The 21,095-nt window shown below is 29.9% G+C and carries 18 protein-coding genes and 1 pseudogene; 14 read left to right on the top strand and 5 right to left on the bottom strand.

The genetic code is table 11. The annotated features are described in order from the left end of the window. Window positions 1-46 precede the first annotated feature (46 nt). The 3 genes from ACNRYB_RS09190 (at window position 47) to ACNRYB_RS09200 (ending at window position 2,026) form a co-directional block, all read left to right on the top strand. Entirely contained in the window at window positions 47-817 is a 771-nt protein-coding gene (locus ACNRYB_RS09190) for a helix-turn-helix domain-containing protein (protein ID WP_473729864.1), read from the top strand. Between the two features lie 80 nt (window positions 818-897). Next, window positions 898-1,524: an NAD(P)-dependent oxidoreductase gene (locus tag ACNRYB_RS09195; RefSeq protein WP_129746315.1), complete on the top strand. Its 627-nt coding sequence runs from the start codon at window positions 898-900 to the stop codon at window positions 1,522-1,524. A 1-nt stretch (window position 1,525) separates the two neighbouring features. Next, a complete protein-coding gene (locus ACNRYB_RS09200) occupies window positions 1,526-2,026 on the top strand; it encodes an anthrone oxygenase family protein (protein ID WP_473729865.1) in 501 nt (166 codons plus the stop codon). Window positions 2,027-2,174: 148 nt separating this feature from the next. On the opposite strand, the gene ACNRYB_RS09205 is transcribed toward ACNRYB_RS09200, so the two are convergent. The 5 genes and pseudogenes from ACNRYB_RS09205 to ACNRYB_RS09225 form a co-directional block, all read right to left on the bottom strand. Further along, complete coding sequence (locus ACNRYB_RS09205) at window positions 2,175-2,975, bottom strand: thiopeptide-type bacteriocin biosynthesis protein (RefSeq protein ID WP_473729866.1); 801 nt, start codon at window positions 2,973-2,975, stop codon at window positions 2,175-2,177. Between the two features lie 71 nt (window positions 2,976-3,046). Beyond that, window positions 3,047-5,251 (bottom strand): annotated as a pseudogene (locus ACNRYB_RS09210) (lantibiotic dehydratase family protein). Further along, complete coding sequence (locus ACNRYB_RS09215) at window positions 5,248-6,837, bottom strand: S8 family peptidase (protein ID WP_473729867.1); 1,590 nt, start codon at window positions 6,835-6,837, stop codon at window positions 5,248-5,250. Before ACNRYB_RS09215 ends, ACNRYB_RS09210 begins: the two are co-directional and overlap by 4 nt. Window positions 6,838-6,992: 155 nt before the next feature. Beyond that, window positions 6,993-7,160, bottom strand: coding sequence for a hypothetical protein (locus tag ACNRYB_RS09220; RefSeq protein ID WP_165352419.1), 168 nt, complete (start codon window positions 7,158-7,160; stop codon window positions 6,993-6,995). Between the two features lie 149 nt (window positions 7,161-7,309). Next, the gene (locus ACNRYB_RS09225) at window positions 7,310-7,582 is read right to left on the bottom strand and encodes a helix-turn-helix domain-containing protein (protein WP_262708811.1); all 273 of its coding nucleotides are present in this window, start codon (window positions 7,580-7,582) and stop codon (window positions 7,310-7,312) included. A 23-nt stretch (window positions 7,583-7,605) separates the two neighbouring features. On the opposite strand from ACNRYB_RS09225, the gene ACNRYB_RS09230 reads away from it, so the two are divergent. The 11 genes from ACNRYB_RS09230 to ACNRYB_RS09280 all read left to right on the top strand — a co-directional run bounded on the left by ACNRYB_RS09230 (window position 7,606) and on the right by ACNRYB_RS09280 (window position 21,062). After that, complete coding sequence (locus ACNRYB_RS09230; RefSeq protein ID WP_473729868.1) at window positions 7,606-8,184, top strand: hypothetical protein; 579 nt, start codon at window positions 7,606-7,608, stop codon at window positions 8,182-8,184. A gap of 387 nt (window positions 8,185-8,571) precedes the next feature. After that, complete coding sequence (locus ACNRYB_RS09235) at window positions 8,572-8,760, top strand: hypothetical protein (protein ID WP_129746308.1); 189 nt, start codon at window positions 8,572-8,574, stop codon at window positions 8,758-8,760. A 3-nt stretch (window positions 8,761-8,763) separates the two neighbouring features. After that, the gene (locus ACNRYB_RS09240) at window positions 8,764-9,249 is read left to right on the top strand and encodes a hypothetical protein (protein ID WP_129746307.1); all 486 of its coding nucleotides are present in this window, start codon (window positions 8,764-8,766) and stop codon (window positions 9,247-9,249) included. A 65-nt stretch (window positions 9,250-9,314) separates the two neighbouring features. Then, window positions 9,315-9,599 (top strand): hypothetical protein, encoded by a 285-nt coding sequence (locus ACNRYB_RS09245; protein WP_129746306.1) that lies wholly within the window; start codon window positions 9,315-9,317, stop codon window positions 9,597-9,599. 1 nt (window position 9,600) lies between these two features. Next, on the top strand, window positions 9,601-9,963 hold the full coding sequence (locus ACNRYB_RS09250; RefSeq protein WP_473729869.1) for a hypothetical protein: 363 nt from the start codon (window positions 9,601-9,603) through the stop codon (window positions 9,961-9,963). A gap of 408 nt (window positions 9,964-10,371) precedes the next feature. Further along, on the top strand, window positions 10,372-14,172 hold the full coding sequence (locus ACNRYB_RS09255; RefSeq protein ID WP_473729870.1) for a T9SS type B sorting domain-containing protein: 3,801 nt from the start codon (window positions 10,372-10,374) through the stop codon (window positions 14,170-14,172). Between the two features lie 541 nt (window positions 14,173-14,713). Further along, on the top strand, window positions 14,714-16,102 hold the full coding sequence (locus ACNRYB_RS09260) for a serine hydrolase (protein ID WP_473729871.1): 1,389 nt from the start codon (window positions 14,714-14,716) through the stop codon (window positions 16,100-16,102). A 259-nt stretch (window positions 16,103-16,361) separates the two neighbouring features. Next, on the top strand, window positions 16,362-17,435 hold the full coding sequence (locus tag ACNRYB_RS09265) for a hypothetical protein (protein ID WP_473729872.1): 1,074 nt from the start codon (window positions 16,362-16,364) through the stop codon (window positions 17,433-17,435). Between the two features lie 790 nt (window positions 17,436-18,225). Then, window positions 18,226-19,095, top strand: coding sequence for a thiopeptide-type bacteriocin biosynthesis protein (locus tag ACNRYB_RS09270; protein ID WP_473729873.1), 870 nt, complete (start codon window positions 18,226-18,228; stop codon window positions 19,093-19,095). Next, complete coding sequence (locus ACNRYB_RS09275; RefSeq protein WP_473729874.1) at window positions 19,092-20,780, top strand: helix-turn-helix domain-containing protein; 1,689 nt, start codon at window positions 19,092-19,094, stop codon at window positions 20,778-20,780. Before ACNRYB_RS09270 ends, ACNRYB_RS09275 begins: the two co-directional genes overlap by 4 nt. Window positions 20,781-20,912: 132 nt before the next feature. After that, on the top strand, window positions 20,913-21,062 hold the full coding sequence (locus ACNRYB_RS09280) for a hypothetical protein (RefSeq protein ID WP_473729875.1): 150 nt from the start codon (window positions 20,913-20,915) through the stop codon (window positions 21,060-21,062). Window positions 21,063-21,095: the final 33 nt, after the last annotated feature.

The following is a 21,095-nucleotide window of genomic DNA, read 5'->3' on the forward strand; positions in this document are numbered from 1 at the left end:
TAAAATCTCATTAGCAATTATTTTATAAATAGGTAATTATAATAATATGAACTATCAAAATATTGTTCCCGAAGACTCTATTTCGCTTTTTGTGAAAAACATATGGGTGTTTGAAAATGGAGATAAAAATATACATACAACATTACCTTTTTTTGCAGACGGCTGTCCAGGTTTGATGTTTCAGCAAACCGATCACGGATTGGTTGTAAAGCCTCACGATAAAAAGATGCCAGAAGTTTTTCTATATGGCCAAACAATTCTACCAATTGAGCTTGAGATTTCGGGCGCGTTTCTTATTATCGTTTTTCAGCTCTATCCCTATGTTTTGAAGACATTTTTCGATATACAGCCTCTGAGTATAAACGATAACTGCTATTACTTTGATGATACTGAAGAAGATATAAAGTGGCTCAAAAAACAATTGGAATTGAGTGAAAGCATAAAAGATAAAATTGAAATTATATCAAAATTGCTTTTACGGTATTTTGAAAAGAAAAAGGAAAACCTTGATTTTGAAATACGGCAAGGTATAGAATACATTTTTCAAACAAAAGGTCAAGAAAGTATCCGCTCGATTGCTAGTAAATTAAAGTTCAATATTCGCACCTTTGAGCGAAGATTTCTGACTGAAACAGGACTTACTCCTAAACAGTTTGCTAAGATTATCCAATTTCAAGCCTCATTGGATCAATTGACGGTTAAAGATTATGAAAAACATACCGACATTGTATATGAAAATGGGTTTTCAGATCAATCTCATTTTATAAAAGTTTTTAAGGCTTTTACTGGTAAAACTCCAAAATCATTTGAGAAATAATTATCACTGTCGCTTTTATTCTATTTTAGAACATTTATCTATTGGAATTTTGTATCACTAATCTTAAAAATTGATACAAAATGAAAGTAATAATCTTTGGAGCCACGGGTACAGTTGGCATTGAAATCGTAAAACAAGCATTAAAAAATGGTGATGAAGTAACAGCTTTTGTTCGTGATCCGCAAAAACTGCAAACTATTTCTCATCCTAACCTTCATATTCATGTAGGTGATGTTTTGAGTTTGAATGATGTTGAAAACGCGTTGCATGGTCAAGAAGCAGTTTTTTGTGCCTTAGGCGATGGTAGAAAAGGCAAAATACGTGCAGAAGGAACAAAAAAAATTATTGAAGCCATGAGAAAAAAAGGATTAAATAGGTTGATTTGCCAAACGACGCTCGGCTTGGGCGAAAGCTATGGAAATCTTAATTTTATCTGGAAACATGTTATGTTCGGGATGTTGCTAAAAAAAGCATTTCAAGACCATAAATTGCAAGAAAAATATATTTTGGACAGTAATTTGGATTATACAATTGTTAGGCCTAGTGCTTTTACAGATGACCAAATTACCAATACGTATCGCATAGGTTTTGACGGAAGTTTTAAAAAACTCAATCTAAAAATTGCCCGTAAGGAAGTTGCCGATTTTATGATACGTCAACTAAATACCAATGAATATTTAAAAAGAACCGTTAGTATTTCCAATTAAAATGAAAGCATCAAATATTCTACTAATTATAACGGCAACGACAACAGCATTAATGGCTGGGCTTTTCTTTTCATACTCGATTTCGGTGAGTTTGGGATTAGGAAAACTAAACGATAAGGAATTTCTAAATGCCATGCAGAACATCAATCGAGAGATTCAGAATATACCATTTTTCATTTGTTTTTTCGGAACGTTGATTATGCTCCCAATTACCAGTTTTCTGCACTACAAAAAAACGTCGTTTCTGTTGCTCTTGACAGCTACATTATTTTATTCACTTGGTGTGTTTGCTGTAACCGTGTTTGTAAATGTTCCTCTGAATAATACCCTGGAGTTGTTTGATCTTACAAGTGCCTCAAACACAAGTGTGAGGCAAATGAGAAATATCTTCGAAGACCGCTGGAATTTTTGGAACAATATAAGATCTTTATCTTCCTTATGCAGCGTGTTTTTCATTATTTTGGCCTGTGTTTATAGTGGACATAAATTAAAGAGTAATTGATGCTAAATATAAAATAGGCTTGGTATAAACAAAAAAAACACCACTTGTAGAAGTGGTGTTTTACTTAGTAGCCCTAACGGGACAATTTTCGAACCGCTTTTGTGATGATTTAAAAAGGATGAACAGCTTGTGAATTTTAGAATGTTTGCTATAGTGTTAACTTAAGAGAATTCGTTTTTTCATACTTTAAAGTTTTATAATATCTGTATAGATGATCATAGATAATTAGCTCATACATTCTTTGTTTAGACGTATATTGCCTGTTAATCATCATGTGGATATGGCTAGCTAAAAAGCTATAAAGATCAATTTGGATTGCATTTTTTATTTCTAATGCCTTTTCTGCGATTTGAATTTGTTTTTCTTCAATGATTTCGAAAAAATCAAGAAAATCTTTTTTAGTTTCTTCTCTTAAAAAGCATCCAAGTTCGCCAACGATCTCTCTGTATTTTTTATCAAGTTCTTTTTTTAATATTTTATCTGCCCCAAATTCTTCTTTAAAAGATTGCTGCAATCTATCCATTAAATTATACTTATCTAAAATCGACAAAGAAAAAGAATTTAAAAAAGAATCAATAGAACAGAAACTGAACAACAGTTCCATTTCTTTTTTGGCAAATGTTTTTTTTAGCGAAAGATATTGAATCGCCAATTCACTATCCTTCCAAAACAAAAATTCAGAACCTTCAATAGTGGTTTGACCGTATCTTTCCAGTTCTCTTTTATAAGTATCGGTTTGAATTTGCCATGCCAAATTTTCTTGGAGTAATTCATTTATCGGACGATAAAGCATTTGAATTATTTTTGCTAAATCCTTTCTGTTTTCTACCAGAAATCGGATTCTAAAATGTGTGTCAGTATCCTTGTATCGAATAAAGAACCATTTTTGGATGATTTTTTTCTTTTTTAATTGTAAAATAGCAGGATATAGTTTTTCTAGTAAAACCAAATCAGTTGTTTGAACTCATGTATAAATTTTATAATACAGCCATTCACTTCCTAAACAAAAATTTCTCTGCATTATTCTTGCTGTTTGAAAAAGGATACTATAAATTGATTGGTAAAGCCTTCTCCTGCACTGTTTTTTACAATAGATTCGCCAGCAAATAGAAATTCTTCTAAAACAATTTTGTCTCTATTTCTAACTGACTTTAAAAACAATTGAATTCCAATTTCTGTTTGAAAATCTAATAACAAGGTATTGTCAGAATTAACCCAATTAACGAGACATGGAATATCTTTGCTGATTCTCCAATTTGAGAATGCTTCAAACAAATCTTTGCCACTTAATTTTAAAAAGGAAGCTGTTTCTTCTTTAGTAATTATCCATTTTGCTTTTGAAAGTATAATTTCGTTGTATTCAACTCTAGGAAAGTAATTATAATGTGATTCTAAAATTCCCCAATTAAAACTAAATATTGGCTTTATGTTTTGTGCCTGTAAGTCGCATAAAAAATGATATACCGGCAAAGAATTATTGTAAAAGTTGTGAGCGTTTGAGAGACAAGGAATAATTTCTTTATCATGTTTCTTAGAACGTAATGTAATTTTATTGTTTCTAATGGACACAAACAAATCATTTAAATCGATAGTGTTTTTCTTTTCAATACCTGAATTTGCCAAATAGGCAATTTCATGATTTCTTAAAACAGGTCTCCGTAAAATATTTCCCGTTCTGGACTGAGGTATATGAACAATTTCAGCTAAAATTTTATCATGGTGATAGTTTTGTTCTTTTTGAATAATTTCTTGGGTCAGCTTATGGATCTCAGAATTTCCATTACAAAATCGCCCCAAAAACTTCGCGGCGCTTATATTCCCTGAAGATTCAATGGTTAATTTTTCATTACTGTGAATTTCAATCAGTGCTGAAAATGTGACGGGAGTATAATCAAAATTAGCATCAAAATCAGGAAAATCGCTTTCTGATAACTCTATTTTTATTTGATTTTTTGAAAGACATTCTTGAAGTTTTTTCTCTAAAATAAAATCATAGGTGGTCCAAACTTGATTTTCGTTTTTATCTCTTTTCTGTTTAAAAGAGAAAGTCTCCAGTATTTCGTGCGAATCATTCATATCATGATTTATTGGATAACCTAATCCAGATTCTGTATCTAAAATCGTCATTAACGGCATTTCTTAATATTCATATCTTTTAGAGAATGCTTTAATAAATGCCTTAAGATTATTAAATTCTTTTTTAGGCTGTATGCCATTTAAAAAACGAAGTCCTTTAGTTACTTTTTTTGTAACACTTGCATTTAAACTATTTGATAGAGGGGTTGTGGTTAAATCGGTTTGAAACAGATATTTTTCATCATATTCAAATCCTTCTTCCAATATATTTTGTTTGATTTTTTTGTATTGGTTTTCGGATGGAATTAAAGAAGTATCTAAATCTAAAACTTGTTTATTTATGTTTTTTAAAAATTGATATTCTTTTTTTAGGTCTGGAGCATTTTTTAAAATTGTTAAAACCCTTTCGAATTCATTATTACTGGTTACAGTGGCTTCTATTTCGCTTACTAAAAATTGGAAGTTTATAAGGTGCATTATAAACTCATAGGCTTCTTCCTTTTCAGAGTCATCGTCTGCTAAAACAGAAACCATTGCATCTACAGTTAAGCCTGATTTCGCTTTTAATATTATTTCTTTTAATGCATCAGATTTTCGCAAAGATGTAATACTGTGTTCGCGTTTAGTCTTTATGTATTTGTATTCAATGTATCTGTAAAAATCACCAAATTCATAAATAGAAGAATTAGGATAATATTTTAAGTGAAAAATTGCTGTTTTTCGTTTAGCAATATTTTGAAGTAACGCTACCCAGAATTGCATATCAAATTGAGTAAACCGTTTGTATTTTTCAGGCAAATCTAGTATTACATTAGTTTCAGTATTAATTTCCCCAACAGAACATCCAGCAAACAGCCCAAAAGGTGTGCATCTTGAAGACATTCTTGCAATGTACTTGAGTAAAGTAAATTCTAAAGCTAATTTTTTTTCATTAAAAGAATCAGCTTTAAAAGTCTTCCATTTGTTAAGTTCATTTACTAGTTCTGGCGATGCTAGATTTAACGCTTCTTTGATTAATGCATTTTGGTAAATAGCAATTGCCTTTTCATAATTGTAATTATTGAGAAGATCCAAATAAAATGAAATAGGAAACAAAGGTGTTCTCAGTACAAATTGTGAAAAGGATGAAATTTTAAACTGTGATTTCATTTCTTTTTCTTGCTGACCTTTTCTGCGAGTTGCATTGCATTGTAAACATTTAGAACTTTTCCTGATTTAGATAATTCAGAAAACGGAACTTTTTTGTCTTCAGTTCCTGGCAATATTACGTCTATTGTATAAACAGTCCCTGAATCCATAATGATTTGTTTGACCTGAGCTGCTGTAAGATTTGGATAATAAGACCAAATTATTGCAGCAGTTCCAGATACCATAGGCGCTGAAAATGAAGTTCCAGAATCTGTTTTATATATGTTTCCTGCTCCTGTGGTATAAATATCTTCTCCAGGAGCAAATAAGTCTACATTTTCCTTACCGTAATTAGAGTAATCAGAGACTAATTTTTCTCCTAAATTTTTAGTAGTTGAACCAACATTAATAAAATTATTACAGATCCCTCTAATGCCTTCATAGTTTTGGTCATTAGGGTAGTGAATTACATTGTCTAAATCTTCACTATCGTTTCCTGCACTGTGAACTAAAAGGACATTATGTTCTTCGGCATATTTAAAAGCATCAGATACCCAATCTTTATGCAGTGAAAATTCTTTTCCAAAAGACATATTAATTATTTTGGCTCCATTATCAACGGCATAACGAACTGCCATTGCAATATCTTTATCATGCTCATCTCCAGAAGGAGAAATATTTAGAGGCATAATTTTTATATCTGCAATGCCTTTTATTCCGATATTATTATTTCTGTTAGCTGCAAGAATTCCCGAAACCATAGTATTATGATCTTGAATGGTTCTGACACCTTCTATGGTATTGCTAATCTTATTATTGCCATAACCTTTTTCTAAAATATTTGGGTTGTCACCAATAGAAAGGCGTTCGTTATAATTTACGTTCAGGTTTTTGTTTACTATAGAATCAAGTTGAGTTTGTTGGTCCAATATGTCTTGCAATGAATTTTGATCAACTTCTAAACTAACCATCATATAAGAAATTAGGGCTCCTAAATCTGTATCGCCGTCATCTCTTCTTTGTCGATATCTTTTATCATTTATTTTATATTTTTTATAGAGACTATCCAATTGCTTGTAGGTATAATCTTCTTTAGGGAAAAAATGTTTTAACGTATCTTTCACTAAAGGATAAATAGCAACATTATGATCTAATGATTTTAACCAATTCTTGTAAAATTTGTCTTTTTCTTCAAATTTCTTTAAAGCTCTTTGATATTCATTGTATTTGTATAAATCTTTAGAATCAATTTGAGATTCTGTTTTATATTTAAATAGGGGAGTCCATTCTTGTAGAATGCGGACGTATTCATATCTATTCCAGACTACATAACCGCCACTTTTAGTTCCTGTAAAACTCCATCCATTAATATCATCTAGATAGCCATTCTGATCATCATCAATTGCATTATTTGGAATTTTCTTGTTGTTTATCCAAAACTGTCCTTTTAAATCTTCATGATTTATATCAATTTGAGTATCTATTACAGCTACTATAATATTTTTATTTTCTGGTTTCTTTTTATTTAAACGATACCATTTATCTAGTGAAATACCTGGAATAGTATCTTCTTGGTAATCTTTTTGATACCAATTTTTTAATGACATTGTTTTAGGACTGTTTTCAGAACTTAAAATTCTGTTAGAATTCTTATATTCTTTTGCAGATTTGCAGCTTACAAAAAAGAACAAAAAAATCAAGAAACTATTAATTAACTTCATGCCTATAGAAATGTTTTTTTAGTAAAATTAGATTTTTAGTTTTATGGTTTATTACAAACTTCAGAAGAACCTTTCTTTCCTTTATGATCATTCGTGTCAACAGGGTCATCTCCACCACCAATAATTAAACGTAAGTTTTTTAGTTTAGCTACTTCAAATTTTTCAAGACCAAATTTCTGCACTTCTTTTTTCTCTTTTTTCGTTTTCATTTTGTTGTTTCTTTAATTATGTAAATTTATTATTACAAATGTATAATTCTTATATTATTAAGCTGACAAATAAATTAGTGTACTTGTCGAAATTCAGGAATTTCGAGTTGTTTAAATTGAGTAAAGTGTTGAAGTTTAATATTCTAAATTCATGTAGATGAATCAAGTTCTTTAATGAAATAGGTTGGTTTAATACCTGTTTTTTTGTAAAATGCGGTCGAAAAAGATTCTGCATTGTTAAAACCAAACTCTAAGGCAAGTGCCTGAACCGTATATTTTCTTAGTTTGTTATTTACTTGTAATTGATTTATTGCAAACTCAATTCGTAAATCATTTATATATTGAGTAAATGATTTTTCTTTGTATACATTAACTACTTTTGACACATGTTTACTATTGGATTCAAATGTGGTGGATAACAAGATCCCTAAATAAACTATAACTCATGAGACATATTATTTATTACATCATTTTATCCTTATCGTTGTTTTCTTCATGTAATAATGTAGATTTAAAAACAATGACGGATATCAAAATAAGAGTTTTTAATTTTACGACAAACAATAAGAATTATGAAATATTTAATTCACAAATGATTAAGATTGTAAAAGCAAATGAATCTTATTATATTTATAATTTTGATAAGCATAGTGATACGTTACGTTACTTCTATAGCAATATTTATTTTAATTCTCAGATTTTAAAAAAGATTGATACTAAAGAATTAGTTGTTGATGGAAAAGCTGTATCAATTTCGAAATATTATTATGAAGACAAAAAAAACTATAAAGCTGATCGTTACATCTTCACCAATAATAAAGATGGAATAATATTTATTGAATCGCTTAATTCAGGAAATATGACCGAATTTAATATTAAAAATTTTAGAAAGATTCATAAAGCAATTGCATTAAAGGAATTAAATTTTAAAGATGGACCTTTTGAATTAAAATATGCTAACAGAAATTATAAGGAATTTTTAGATTCATTGCCAGATCATATAAATACGGATAAGGGGAAATAATCAAAATAAGTACTTTCGTGTCCAAGCTCGACAAAGAGTTCTAAAATTGAAAAGTGTGCACTGTCTGACTTTGCGCATTTTTTTATGGAAAATGATAAACTTGCTAAAAGTCTGTCGTTTTTTATTATTGCTTATTAAAAATAAATTGAGCGCAAGTGTATTATCAGTTTTTTTAAAAGTAAACCCCCAGCTCTCCAAAGAGTTCCATATGAAAAGCTGCGCAAATGTCTCTGACTTTGCGCAACTTTTTTCTCCAGTTTTCAATAACAGACCTGGGCTGATCCCAATTATAATATTCCTGGCTGGCAGATTGTTACATCTCCTCAAGCTGGAGACATTGTAGCAATAGCGGCGAAATTTAGGGATGCTTCAGGTCACGTTGCAATTATGATTTCCTCAACAAAATCTATCTACGCAGGAGATTATAAGATTAAGACTTCTGATTTTGGATATAATAAGAGTTATTATGAAAATTATCCAAATAATAATGGATATGTTTACAGAAGATACGTTGGGCTTCCTGCAGTTAATGCCATTCAAACAAATACAAATAATTATTACCGTCAATATCCATAGAAAATGAAAAAGATAATTTTTATAGTTCTTATTTTAATTACTGCTTTTGCTTATTTTTATTTTAAAGATGCTAAAGCTCTTAAAATAGAAAAAAAATATAATATTGTAAATGAAGCCGGTGAGAAAATACCAGCAAGACTATACTATAGAAATGTGGATGTAGAAATTGGGAACAAAATAGAAAACGTATATGAGATAGTGATTTTTTTTGATGAAAAACTTAAAATGAAACTTAACCCTATTGTAGTCATTCCAAAATATAAATTTATTGGATTGATTGAAGGAGGCGAAAGTGGATTTATAAAATTTGGGAATAAAGTTTTTCAATTATCTGATGAGTCAAATAATTTTACAATGTTAGATAATCCTATTTCATTTGATGATCCTCCAATAAAAAAGAAGAATTTTGATGGCAAATTGATCTCTTTTAATAGTTTTGAAGAGTTGAAAGACTATGGACATACTATAATACTCAAAAAGATAAAATAATCCTCAAAATAGATTTGTTTTTCCTTTTTAACCCTCCTGCAAATCAAGAAACGTTAAATAAGTTAATGAAATTGCGAACCTTTAAAGCTTTACTTAAAGCAGCTGGAGGGAAAGTTAGAGTTGATTTTAAAAACTCTTCTTGGTCAGATGATGGAAATGAAGCTTCAGCACAGTATATGACCTTGAGAGAAAGTAAGGGAGAAATTTATACAGGTTCAGATGATGGTTTTATAAATGTCGTTAGGAATATTGCGACTGATTTGGGAAGACCACGTACTATGGAACAATATAATGGTAGATTTGTACCATATAAAATTCATTACATTAATCCGACTATTACAATAAAATAAAATGAGAAAAATTTTGTGTTTACTAGTAATATTTATTACAGCTGGATGTACAGATCAAGCGGATCTAGGAAATGGCTATTATTACCTATCAGAAGATGATGCTTTAGACATTGGTTTGCCTGATGGGGCTATCATTTACAAAAGTGTTGAGAAAAATGTATTTAGTGATATAATATTAAAAGAAACTGTCAAAAATGCTAAATCAGATGATAATTATATCATTGCTTTACAGTTGCCTAAAAATGAGAAAGTGTCAAGATATTTTATAATTGATAAATTTAGCGGCAGAATTTTTGGGCCATTGGATGAGAAATCTTTTAATGAATGGAAATTAAAATTAGGTATCGAGATCAATTTTGACTAACAATCCCGCTCCTTAAAGAGTAGTAAGTTTGAATTGAAAAGCTGCGCAAATGTCACTTTAAACTTTGCGCAATTTTTTTTGGTCTTAGAATTTCTAAACGTAATTAAAGTCTCCGACTTTTTACGATTACTTCTTAAAAAAATATTAAATAAGAAAAATCATTATTTTTGAATGAAAAAATGAAATGAAAGAAGGTTATGCTATTCGAGATCAAAAACTGCCGCATTTTATTACGCCCACAGTTGTAGACTGGATTGATGTTTTTACACGTCAATGTTATCGTGATTGCCAAAACGTTATGTAAACGGGAATATTCATTTAAAAAAGATGTTATTTAATTAAAATAACCTTTGGATTATTTTTTAATAAAACTCAAAAAACATTAATAAAATTGCGGGAGTAGATTTCATGAAACACAAATTACTTTTTATAGTATTATTATTTACCAGATTTGCTTTCTCTCAACAAGAAGCAGGTAATTGGTATTTTGGTAGGAATGCTGGAATCAAGTTTCATCCTGACGGTTCCGTTACCACACTTACTGACGGACAACTCAACACAGATGAAGGTTGCGCCAGTTTGTCCAACAGCAATGGAGATTTGTTGTTTTATACTGATGGAGTAACTATCTGGAACAGAAACCATCAAGTGATGCTAAACGGTGCAGATTTAATGGGGCATAGTTCCAGTACCCAATCGGCAACCATAGTTCCGAAACCTGGCTTTTCCAATTTATTTTATGTTTTCACGCTAGATTATGAAGTGCATCCCAATGGTTTTAGATATTCTATTGTCGATATTAATTTAGATGGCGGTCTTGGAGCTGTTACCTCCGATAAAAATGTATTAATCTACACCCCCTCTGATGAAAAGTTATCAATAGTAAAGCACAAAAACGGGGTTGATTTTTGGGTAGTTACCCACGGTTGGAATAGTAATACTTTTTATAGTTACCTATTGTCTTCTTCAGGATTAAGTGCAATTCCTGTAACATCCAATGTAGGTCTATTTGTGGACGGTTCGAAAGAAAATGTTTGGGGTTACATGAAAATATCCCCTGATGGGTCAAAATTAGCGATTTGTCACGCTTTGCAAAACTTTGAATTATTAGATTTTGATAATGCCACAGGTTTGGTATCGAACCCTTTAGTATTAAGGACGGGGGATGGTATGTATAGTGTTGAATTTTCGCCAAATAGTGCTATTTTATATCTTTCGGTAACAAATCCTTCACCTTACAAAGTAATACAATATGATTTGACATCAAGTAATATTGTTGGTTCAGCATTTACAACTTTAATTCCAAGTATATTTCCTTGCGCACTCCAACTCGGCCCCAATGGCAAGATCTATATAGCTGAATATGGAAAACTGAAATTAGGAGTTATTAATAATCCAAATACAACAGGTGTTGGATGTGATCTTCAAATGGATGCAGTTGATTTAGCTGGTCGAATGTGTAATATGGGTTTGCCCCCTTTTGTAAGTTCTTTTTTCTTTAATCCAGAAATTCAGTTAACTAATTCTTGCTCCAATCAAAATACCCAATTTGCTTTAACAGATGCACAAAACATCACGTCGGCAAATTGGAGTTTCGGAGACGGTAACAGATCAACAGATTTAAGTCCCATACATACTTTTGCAACAGCAGGAACTTATACCGTTTCAGTAACGGCAACAGGAACGAGGGGCTCTGTTGTAAAAACAAGAGATGTCATAATTTCAGCAGTTCCAACCGCAACGAAACCTCAAGATTTATTAATTTGCGATGCTAACAATGACGGTTTGCATACTTTCGATTTACGTACTCAGGATACAGCTGTATTAAACGGACAAGACCCTAATTTGTTTACTGTAAATTATTTTGCCAATAATGTGGCAATTGCTTCTCCCGGTTCTTACATCAATACTGTTCCTTATCAAAAGGAAACCATTACTGCTGAAGTGGCAAACAAAGTCAATGGAGAATGCAAAAGCAGTACTGCTTTTAATATTGATGTATTTGATATTCCTTTGCCCAATTTACCAACGGTAATCCCTAATTTAACGAGTTGCGATAATAGCAGTGTTGGAACTGATACAGACGGAAAAGTTATTTTCGATTTAACGCTAAGAGCAACAGCAATTTTAAATGGCCAATCATCTTCACAGTTTGTCATTTCGTATTTTAAGGATGCGGCATTAACGCAGGCTATTGCCTCGCCAAATGCGTATCAAAACACAATTGCCTCAGAAACTATTTTTATAAAAGTGGTAAATAAGGATAATCCTGATTGTAAAGCGGCAACCTCATTTAAATTAGAAGTTTTTGCTTTGCCTTTAATTACAAGTGTTGTTAATTTGAAACAATGTGATGATGATATTGACGGTTTTAGTGTTTTCAATTTAGAAGAAGCTATAGTAAAAATAACTTCTAATTCAGCAAATGAAACTATTACTTTTTACAAGACACTTGCTGATGCTCAAAATAACAGTAATCCAATTTTAAATCCGACAACATATCGAAACCAAACCGTTAGTACTGATAAAGTATATGTTCGTGTTGAAAATATTAATGACTGTTATCGAATTGCAGAATTAAATCTAATTGTATCTACCACGCAAATTCCATCAACTTATTCCAAGGTGTTTGTGCAATGTGATGATGCTGTTTTAGGGACTAACAAAGATGGTGTTGCCGCATTTGATTTTAGTTCTGTAACAACTGAAATTAAAGCTATTTTTCCCTCTGGTCAACTTTTAGGTATCAGTTATTATCAAAATTTAGAAGATGCTTTAGCAGAGAAGAATGCTATTTCAGATATTTCTAATTATCGAAATACAAGTTCTCCTAATAGTCAAAAAATATTTATCCGTGTAGATAGCAGACTTAATAATGATTGTTTAGGATTAGGAGGTTATATCACTTTAAGAGTCGAGCCGGTTCCTGTCCCACAAAATTTAAAAAAGATTCATTGTGATGATGATCAGGATGGATTGTACGGATTTGATACTTCAACTATTGAACGAGAGCTGCTTAATGGATTAACGAATGTAACCGTTTCTTATTTGGATCAAAATAACAATCCACTTTCAAGTCCTTTGCCAAATCCTTTTAGTACAGGTTCTCAGATTGTGAAAGTTATTTTAACCAACAATACAGCAACGGCATGTTCGTTTAATTCAACAATTACCTTTGTTGTTGATGATCTGCCGGAAGTATTTGCAATTGATCCGGTACTTACTACTGTTTGTGATGATGAATCTGATCCAGTTAAACAAGATGGTAAATATGCTTTTGATACTTCTTCTTTTGAAGCTGCTTTATTAGGCGGACAAACCGGAATGATTGTGAAATATTATGATGCTAATAATAATTTATTAGCAAGCCCGCTTCCAAATCCATTTTTAACCAGCTCACAAAATGTAAAAGTTGAAGTCATTAATCCAAACAGCACTACCTGTTCAGCGGCTACCTTTATTAATTTCATTGTAAATCCTGTACCTAAGATTAATCTAAAAGGAGAGGAGCTGGTATGCAGTAATTTGCCAACTTTTACCAAACAGATTGATGCAGGACTTTTGGACCTTAGTTTAGTTAATAATTATAGTTATGCTTGGTTTTTTAATGGAATTCTAATTTCAGATCAAACAAGTTATAGCTTAACTGTAAATAAAGAAGGGACTTTTACTGTGCAGGTTACTGATAAGCAAACAAATTGTTCCAGAATCAGAACAATAAAAGTCTCAGCATCTGATATTGCTTCAAATATTATAGCAGTTGTAGATCAGTCCAATACGATTTCGGTTTCTGCCACAGGAAATGGAGATTATGTTTATGCCTTAGATGATCAAAATGGAGATTATCAAATTAGAAATACATTTGAAAATGTGCATGCCGGTATACATACCGTTTACATCAAAGATCTAAATGGTTGCGGAACTGTACCGAAAGAAGTGCCCGTTTTTGGAATCCCTAATTTTTTTACACCTAATCACGATAGTTATAACGATTATTGGAATATTGAAGGAGTTGATCCAGTGTCAAACTCAAAAACCACTATTGAGATTTTTGATAGATACGGAAAATTATTAAAACAAATTACTCCATTGGGTCAAGGTTGGGACGGCACTTATCTTGGCTCCCAAATGCCGGCAGATGATTATTGGTATGTTATAAAATTAGAAGATAATCGAATTTTCAAAGGGCATTTTGCTTTGAAGCGATAAAAAATTAATTTTAATATCTTCAGGCAATGTAGAATGTTTTTTTATTAACTATATGAAAAGCCTGGAAGAACTTATCTTATGTAATAAAAGGGGAGCGTAGAATTAGTGATATGAAATTTTACCCCAAACCATTTCTCCCTTGAAAACACTAATATTTTGTTTAAAATCAAATAAATTTTTCTGAATAAGATACAAATCTAAGAAATCTAAATTCATGGGTTTTGTAAGAGCGGGAAGCATTCAAATATCTAACCAGATTATCTTGGATTATTACAATATTTTAGCATGTATATTTTATTTTTTCTATGCTTTTTGTTTGGATAGCCCATTCATATAATTGTTAAAAAGCATCAATCAAATTTAATGTCCTTTTGAAAGTTTGTAGTGAAAAAATTATATATTTGAAAATAAATAATGTCTGAAATTTATAAAACAAAGCTATCCAAATTTGGATGGCTTTGTGCGGTTTTATCGCACATATAAATAAGTTGGTGGCAATTTTGTGGGACATCTAACCTACATTAATTAACAAGAAATAAAAATGAAATTAACAATTACAATAGGACTTCTTTTAATTGCACATCTTACATTTGGACAAGATAGAATTCAAAAAATTGACAGTTTACTCAATTCTCTTTATTCACAAGAGAAAATCAATGGAAATTTTCTAATTGCAGAAAAAGGGAAAGTTATTTACAGCCATAGTTTTGGACTTGCAAATGAAACAACAAAAGAAAAATTGAACGAAAATTCGATTTTTGAATTGGCATCATGTTCAAAGCAGTTCACAGCTATGGGGATAATGATACTTAAAGAAAAAGGAAAGTTAAATTTGGACGATGATATCAACAAATACTTACCCGAACTTTCTTTTTATAAAGGTGTAACTGTAAGAAACTTATTAAATCATACGGGAGGCCTGCCAGACTATATGCAGCTTATGGATAGTTTGTTTGACAAATCTAAAATTGCTACTAACAAAGACATAATTAATCTATTTAGTAAACATCAACCAAAAATAGTATTTGAGCCAAATACTAAATGGGAATATAGTAATACGGGCTATGCGCTATTGGCATCAATAATTGAGAAGGCATCAGGTTTGACATACGCTGACTATCTAAACACAGCTATTTTCCAACCGTTGAAAATGAAAAATACCTTTGTTTACAATCGTAGATTATCACCAAAGAAAATTGACAATTATGCTTTTGGATATGTTTACTCAGATAGTTTGAAAAAATGTGTTTTACCAGACGAATTGAAAGAAACTAAAATGGTTATTTGGCTTGATGGTATTGTTGGAGACGGAACAGTTAATTCAACTGTAAAGGATTTATTGATTTGGGATAGAGCATTATATGCCAATAAATTACTCACAAAAGAGGGAATGAAAGCGGTTTTTGAAAAAGCAACTTTGAAAGACGGGGCTAAAAGGAATTATGGTTTTGGCTGGGGAATTGAAGAAAATGCTGATTTTGGAACAATTGCAAACCATAACGGGGGTTGGCCAGGTTATGTAACTTTTATAGATAGACATATTACAAATGATAAAACAATAATAATACTTCAAAATCACAACAACGTTACAATTCCTTCTAAAGCAATTAGAAATATTCTATACAATAAGCCATTGCCTGTGCAAAAAATCAGAAAAGAAATTAGTATTACAACTGAAGAACTTCAAAAGTTTGTTGGGATTTATAAAGTTGAAAATGATTTTGAAATTAAAATTTCATTAGATAAAGATCAACTTTTTTCACAATTGACAGGACAAAATACGTTTCCGATATTTGTAGAAAGTGAAATGTTATTTTTCTACAAAGTAGTAGATGCACAAATTCAATTTGAAAAGAACGAAAAAGGAGAAGTTTCAAATTTGTTTTTATTGCAGAATGGAAAAAAGATAGAAGCAAAACGAATGAAATAAAAACTACCCTCTGCTGGCCGGAGCGTCCCGCTCGTTATCGCAATGAGATGTTAACAAAGATAGTTAAAACAAAAAAAGCTTCAGATTTCTCTGGAGCTTTTTGTCTGTGTAGCGGGAAGCATTCAAATATCTAACCAATTTTTTGAAGATTTTTATGAAGTTATAATAGTGTAGTTTAATTTTGATATTATTGTTTGTTACTTTATTAGTAAATGAAAAAATCATCTACTTTTGAAAAATAATAATTTTAAAGCTAAAAATGAAAAATATTTTTTTAATATCAATAGTTGTATTTCTTACTTCATTTAAATCTACTGAGACAGATTCATATTTGAATTTCGATTATGAAGTTAAATATTTAATTAATAAAAGAGAATGTTCTGTTTTTATATGCAAATCAAATCCAAAAGATTTTTTTATAATTTATGATAAATCGTATTTGTTTGATCTTTTGCGAAATGATAATTTATTTAAAATAAGTTTCACTAAAAATGAAATTGATTATGATTTATCTAAATATCAACCATCATCAAAAAATGCATTTACTGAAATAGTTGAAACTAAAGAAACAAAAAACATAGGAGGAATAGTTTGTACTAAATTTATCGGAGAGATAAAATCTAGAGATTTTCAAACCATTGAAGTTTTTATTGCAAAAAACAATAAAATCAACAATGTTAATTTTTTGACTATTCACGGTGTTAAAGTTAATTCTGAGGTCAAAGGTTTAATTGTAGAAATAAATAAGGTAAATAATAAAACGAAAGAAATTAAATCGGACTTATCATTAAAGGATTTTAAGAAAAATGAAAAATCTTTAAAAATTAATGATGAGATCTTAAATAAAATGGTCTACAAAAATAAAGTAGATTCTGAATTGCTTAAAAGAGAGTGGGATAAAGAAATAAGCGGTGGTAATAATGGTGTTTCTATTTCTGTTGAAGATGCTATTGTTCTCAATGACGCTGCTTCGGGTAATAAAAATCAATTAATATCTCGAAATAAGAGCGATGAAAATAAACAGAAGTACATAAATATTGCTGAACGAAATCATAAATATTTTAGGTTTAAAGATGGAAATTGGGATCAGTATGTCGCAGCCAATTTTAAGTTTACAGCAAAACTTGCTAGTGGATCTACTTATAATTTTAAAGCATATTGCACAATTTCTAAAGATGGAATTATTACAAAAATAACTGATGTACAGCCAGAAGAATATAGAGAAGAGTATACTAATTTTTTAAATTCTGTAAAGGACAAGTGGTTTCCTGATGAAGAGTACGGGGAAAAAGTTGAAAGTTCATATTATATTTCAGCAAAAATTGTCAAATAAAATAATTTAATACCATTTGAAATTTATACAGATAAAAAATAAACCTTGCTGTTCGAAGTGTACTTATGAAAAGCTGTGCGAATGTCTCCTGACTTCGCATCCATAACTGGATCAATTAACAAACATTATTACAATCAAAATAAAAATACAAAAGCTCCAGATTTCTTTGAAGCTTTTCGTCTGTGTAGCCCTAACGGGACAATTTTCGAACCACTTTATAGATGATTTAAAAAAAGTAATATAATTTCTTCAAGCTAAAATTTAGATCTTAAGTTGTCAAATCGAATTAGCTACAGGTTTAAATTATGGTTGCCTTTTATATAAATTGATTTATAGATTTTTATCTGATATACTTCGTCAAAAAAAAATGTAATAGGAAATTAAAAATGCTACCTTGAATTTACAAGATATAACTAAGGCTTTTAACTCTTTATCAATTAAGTGTTGTTGTTAAAAAATCATTTTGATGTATTGTAACTTCTATCATAATTAGCGATTGAGAAACCTCTAAGGGTTCTACTAAAAAGTTTGCTGATTTCATAAAGTTTTTCTCTAGGATGAGTGTCTCTTTGTAATTTTAAATGTTTTGTAAGATAATTTTTCTTTTGAGAATACAAAAAATGTATATTTGAGCTCAAAAGTTGGTACTTGCAATAGAAGTAGTGAATAATTTTTTTTCTGATATAAAATTAATAGATAGAGAATTGGAAATTTTTAAATATGACAACCAAACATAATGTATTTGAAGAAGATATTGTTTTAATCTGTTTAAATTCTAATCGAAGTTGATGTGGAGGAAGTAAAAAGAGTTTTTATTCCTGGCGAAGAATGGCTTTACTTTAAAATTTATTGTGGGAATTATTCTGCTGATTACATACTAAGCAATGATGTTTTGTTTATTGTTGATACACTGTTAAAAAGTAATCTTATCGATAAGTGGTTTTTTATACGATATACGGATCCTGAAAACCATTTAAGAATTCGTTTTCATTTAACCGATTGTAATAATAACCATAATGTAATGCAAATAACAAATGCTCATTTTTCTAAATTGTTTGAAAAACATATTGTTTATGATATTTCTATAGCTACTTATAAGAGAGAAATAGAGCGTTATAGTGCGAACATTATTATTGAAATAGAAAAAATATTTTATTATCACAGCAATAAAATTATTCAACTTATCAATAGTACTGTTTCAGAATATGATGAAATAACTAGAATATTTGCTTCATTACTTATGATGCATGACCTATTTAAATATCTTGAGATTCCATTAGACCATTGTCAAAAAATTACTGAGGATCTTTATTTTCAATTCAAATTGGAATATAATATGGATAGGAAAAATACAAGAGAAATTTCAAAATTATATTCAAAATATAAGAATGAAATTTTATTGCTTCTCAAAGAAGAAAAGGATCCGGAATATTTGTCAGGACTTACCAAAGTTATGAGAATGCGAAAAGAAGAAATTGGGATACTGAAAACAATTTTAAACAAAATTAAAAAAGATAATAAAATAATTTCTTTAGAGCTTATCGTATCTATCATCCATATGAATGTAAATAGGACTTTTAGGTCTAAACAAAGAGAATATGAGATGTTATGTTATAGTTTAATGAATCAATACTTTAAAAGTGTTATAGCCCAAAAATGAAAAATTTTTATGTACTATTTTTGTCGTTGATTATGACAAATATTTTTTCACAAAATACAGAACATTTTTTAATTCCAGATTCTTTAAAAGGAATGAGTTTTGAAACTTTGGAAAAACATTTTGATAACTCAGTATTGGACACTAAAAAACATACTATTTATGCGAAAGCATATTACCAAAAGTCTAAACTGCAGCATGACGAGATTATTAAGGCGAACGGAATGTATATGCTTGCATATGTTTCCAGAGAAGATTCTTTGTTTACGCTAACAGATTCAATTATTGCTCTAACTAAATATAAAAGCGACTTAGTCTTTCCTGCCAAAGCTTATATACTTCGAAGTATAATTTTTTTCTCAAATGGGCAGTTTAACAAAGCATTGGCTGAAATTATAAAGGCTGAAAAACACTCAGATAAATCGGGCAATAAGGAACAGCAAATTTTTGTGAATCAACAGATCGGTTTGATAAAAATTGAGATGGATAAACCTAAAGAGGCCTTGCCCTTAATTATAGAAAATTATAATTACTATAAAAAGTTAAAAAGCGATTCCCCATATTATACTTATTCCGCATGGATCCTCTCTAATATTTATAATCGTTTGGGAAAACCTGATTTGGCATTACATTACGCGAATCTCTTTTTTGAAAACATGAAAAAAGATGATTTTTATTATCCATATTTTATTCTGAACAATGGGATTTCATATCATTTGAAGAAAGACTATAATAGGAGCAATAGAGCTTTGGATGATGCTATATCACTTTTAGATGATGATAAAATAAACTTGGCGATAGCCTATTATTACAAGGGAGAAAATATCTTAAAAGAAGAAAAAAATGATCTAAAAGCAAAAAAATATTTTGAAAAAGTTGATGCTATATTATTAACAACGAAAGAGTTTACTTCTATTTTGAGGAAAAATTATCTTAATCTAATTGAAATTTCGAAAAGATTACAAGATAATGCGAAAGAATTATATTACCTAAATCGATTAATTGAAATTGATGAAAAAGTTAATAAGAACAATGCGGTTTTGTCTGAAAATATGCATCAGGCTTATAATATACCACACTTATTATCTGAAAAAGAAAAGATTATATCAAAAATGAGTAGAGAAAGTAAAAGCTACATAACAATTGGATTTGCGGTTTTTACGCTATTGATTTCTGCACTGTTATATTTGTATAGATCACAAAAGAAAAAGAAATCATCTGAAGAGAGGTTCTTAACTTTAACAAATGATTCGCAATTGGTACCTAGAGAATTAAGTGATATCGAAATTGTAGAAAAAAACACAAGTAAATCTATTGATTTACCAATGCCTTTAATAAAAGAGCTGTTGAAAAAAATAGCACTATTTGAAAAAGAACAAGGCTATCTAGAATTAAATTTAAAACTAAGTGACCTAAGTATAAGATTTGAAACTAATAACAGTTATCTGTCTAAAGTCATCAATCAGTATAAAAATAAAAACTTTAGCCAGTATATTAATGATTTAAGAATTGCTTATATTATTAAAAAACTGAAAACAGATAAGAAGTTTCGCAAATATACAATTAAAGCAATAGCACAAGAAGCAGGATTTAGCAGTACTGAGTCTTTTGCCAAAGCATTTTACAGTAATACAGGGCTACAGCCTTCTTTTTTTATAAAAAAAATAGTTGAAAATGATAAAATTTGATTTTGTATCTTATTGATATATGTATATTTAAATCCTATTTTGTTATGAATTTATAAATCTAGAGATATGTTTTTTTTCTTTGACAGGGGAGCAATATATATTTGCTCTACTTATTTTTAAATTAATTAAATCATGAAAAAAAAGAAAGCAAAATTAGCAAATGAATTATCGATTGATAAATTTAGAGTGGCTGAAATAAAAAATCCTAAAGTCATTATTGGTGGTGGAAATGACGAGGGAAATGGGGGAATAGTAACAGCCGACCCCGTTAGAAAAAGATAAATAGGTTTATTATACTTTTTTCTATATTACCAT

Source organism: Flavobacterium sp. CR10, assembly GCF_055814415.1.